This window comes from Campylobacter sp. JMF_06 NA1, from assembly GCF_027737785.1.
In the GTDB taxonomy this organism is placed as follows: domain Bacteria; phylum Campylobacterota; class Campylobacteria; order Campylobacterales; family Campylobacteraceae; genus Campylobacter_B.
The window spans coordinates 1-3,468 of sequence record NZ_JAOVUA010000009.1 but is presented as its reverse complement, the minus strand read 5'-3'; the positions used below and the strand labels follow the sequence as shown (position 1 = coordinate 3,468).

Below are 3,468 nucleotides of genomic sequence, written 5' to 3'. Positions count from 1 at the left end.
TATTGTTAAAGGATTTCTAATACCTTTAACAAGGAAGTAATGCTTAAAAAGATAAGCAAACGAGCTATTAGTACCGGTCAGCTAAATGACTTTCATCACTTACACATCCGGCCTATCAAACAGATAGTCTTTCTGAGCTCTTAAAAGAAGATTCATCTTGGAGTTGGCTTCGAGCTTAGATGCTTTCAGCTCTTATCACATCCCGGCTTAGCTACTGGGCGATGCTCTTGGCAGAACAACCCATACACCAGTGGCCAGTTCGACTCGGTCCTCTCGTACTAGAGTCAACTCTCCTCAATCTTCTTACGCCCACGGCAGATAGGGACCGAACTGTCTCACGACGTTCTGAACCCAGCTCGCGTACCGCTTTAAATGGCGAACAGCCATACCCTTGGGACCTGCTCCAGCCCCAGGATGCGATGAGCCGACATCGAGGTGCCAAACCTCCCCGTCGATGTGAGCTCTTGGGGGAGATCAGCCTGTTATCCCCGGGGTACCTTTTATCCTTTGAGCGATGGCCCTTCCACACAGAACCACCGGATCACTAAGACCGACTTTCGTCTCTGCTTGACTTGTGTGTCTCGCAGTTAAGCTGGCTTATGCCTTTATACTCTACAAGCGATTTCCAACCGCTTTGAGCCAACCTTTGTAAGCCTCCGTTACATTTTGGGAGGCGACCGCCCCAGTCAAACTACCCACCAGACATTGTCCTACCTAAGGATAACTTAGGCTAGTTAGCTACCCAAATAAAGAAGAGTGGTATCTCAACAATGGCTCACCATACACCGGAGTATATGGATCAAAGCCTCCCACCTATCCTGCGCATCTTTATCCAAGCAGCAGTGTCAAGCTATAGTAAAGGTCCACGGGGTCTTTCCGTCTTGCCGCGGGTAGGAGGAATTTTCACCTCCACTACAATTTCACTGGATCCCTCTTTGAGACAGCTCCCATCTCGTTACGCCATTCATGCAGGTCGGTATTTAACCGACAAGGAATTTCGCTACCTTAGGACCGTTATAGTTACGGCCGCCGTTTACTCGGGCTTCGATCAGATGCTTCGCAAAAGCTGACATCATCAATTAACCTTCGAGCACCGGGCAGGCGTCACACCCTATACATCCTCTTACGAGTTAGCAGAGTGCTGTGTTTATGGTAAACAGTCGGGAGGGACTCTTTGTTGTAACCTTCTTTGCTTACAGAGTAAATCCTTAACAAAGTTAGGCACACCTTATACCGAAGATACGGTGCTATTTTGCAGAGTTCCTTAAAGAGAGTTCTTCCACGCGCCTTAGAATACTCATCCCACCCACCTGTGTCGGTTTACGGTACGGGCAATATTAGCTAAACTTAGAAACTTTTCTTGGCTCGATAGTATCAAGGATTCTCAATCTACTCCGAAGAGCGTCAAGAGCCTTTAATGTCTCGGATAAAGAGTTACGGATTTGCCTATAACTCAACCTACACACTTAGACCAGCACTTCCATCAGCTGGCTCCCCTAACTTTAAGCGTCCTTCCATCGCACACTAATATTGGTATCGGAATATTAACCGATTTTCCATCGCATACCCCTTTCGGACTTTGCTTAGGACCCGACTAACCCTACGATGACGAGCATCGCGTAGGAAACCTTGGGTTTACGGCGAATATGATTCTCACATATTTTATCGCTACTCATGCCTGCATGCTCACTTCTATCCGCTCCACCACTCCTTGCCGGTATGGCTTCGACGCTGAATAGAACGCTCTCCTACCACTTGCACTAGGTGCAAATCTACGACTTCGGTACTTATTTTAGCCCCGTTATATTTTCCGCGCAGAATCACTAGACCAGTGAGCTATTACGCTATCTTTAAAGGATGGCTGCTTCTAAGCCAACCTCCTGGTTGTTTCAGTAACTCCACATCGTTTTCCACTTAAATAAGATTTAGGGACCTTAGTCGGTAGTCTGGGTTGTTCCCCTCTCGACGACGGATTTTATCACTCGCCGCCTGACTGCTGTGATTACATTATAAGTATTCGGAGTTTGATAGGGTTTGGTACATTGGTGTATGCCCTAGCCCATTCAGTGCTCTACCCCTTATAATTACGACACAACGCTATACCTCAATATATTTCGGAGAGAACCAGCTATCACGATGTTTGATTGGCCTTTCACCCCTATCCACAGGTCATCCGGAGCTTTTTCAACAGCCGTCGGTTGGGTCCTCCACCGGTTCTTACACCGGCTTCAACCTGCCCATGGATAGATCACATCGTTTCGGGTCTGCAGCATCTGACTAATCGCCCTATTAAGACTCGCTTTCGCTACGGCTCCGGGTTTCCTTAACCTCGCCAGATACCACAACTCGCAGGCTCATTATGCAAAAGGCAGTCCATCACCCTGATAAATCATAGGGCTCTGAATGATTGTAAGCAAACGGTTTCAGGTTCTATTTCACTCTGATCACCTCAGTTCTTTTCACCTTTCCCTCACGGTACTTGTGCACTATCGGTCTAGTAGTAGTATTTAGGGTTGGATAGTGGTCTACCCAGCTTCAGACAGGATTTCACGTGTCCCGCCCTACTCAGGATACTGCTAAGTAAAAAGGAGATTTCGCATACGGGATTATCACCCTCTATGATTAAACTTTCCAGTTTATTCTGCTATCTGCTTTTAGTCTTTATTGCAGTCCTACAACCCCACTAGCAAGCTAGTGGTTTGCCCTCTTACGCGTTCGCTCGCCGCTACTAGCGTAATCTCTTTTGATTTCTTTTCCTGAAGGTACTTAGATGTTTCAGTTCCCTTCGTTCGCCCCCGTAGGTAGTTAATATTACTATTAACTGGGTTGCCCCATTCGGAAATTCCCGGATCAAAGCCCCTTGACGGCTCCCCGAGACTTATCGCAGCCTGGCACGTCCTTCATCGCCTCTACTAGCCAAGGCATCCACCGTTTGCTCTTAGTAGCTTACCTTTTATTTTACTTCGCAGACCAGCAAAGCTGGTCTTTGCGACAAGGAGCTTCGCTCCCTTGACCCACCTAAAGTGAAAATTGCTTACGCAATTTTTGGGTTATGCTATCTAGCATAAAGGCAAATCATATAGTCGCTCTCATAGCGAAGTATTAGACTATGTTAATATTCTAATTTGCATTACTTCCTTGTTAAAGATAAAAGATTTAATTTATAAATTTTAAATTTGATAAATTGCTTTTACAATATTTAAATTTAAAACACCCAAGACGGAAAGCATTAACAACAACTAGATAAGTTTTAACTCTAATTGTTTGTGCCGTTAAACTTGATTTAGTAAATGTAAAATTTAAACTTTATGATTTAAATTTGAAGATTTAAATCTCAATCATTTAAATTTGGGATAACAAATTTACTAAATTTGCATTAGTGTCTAAATTTAAAGCTTTAACAAGATCCTGTAAAATCGTTTTTATTAAAACTTGATTGTGACTTTTAACAATGGTAAATTAAAGAAC

The 3,468-nt window shown here is 44.4% G+C and carries 1 rRNA gene; it reads right to left on the bottom strand.

From position 1 onward, the window contains the following. Positions 1-47: 47 nt before the first annotated feature. Positions 48-2,952: ribosomal RNA gene (locus OFO07_RS07810) — 23S ribosomal RNA — on the bottom strand. Positions 2,953-3,468: the final 516 nt, after the last annotated feature.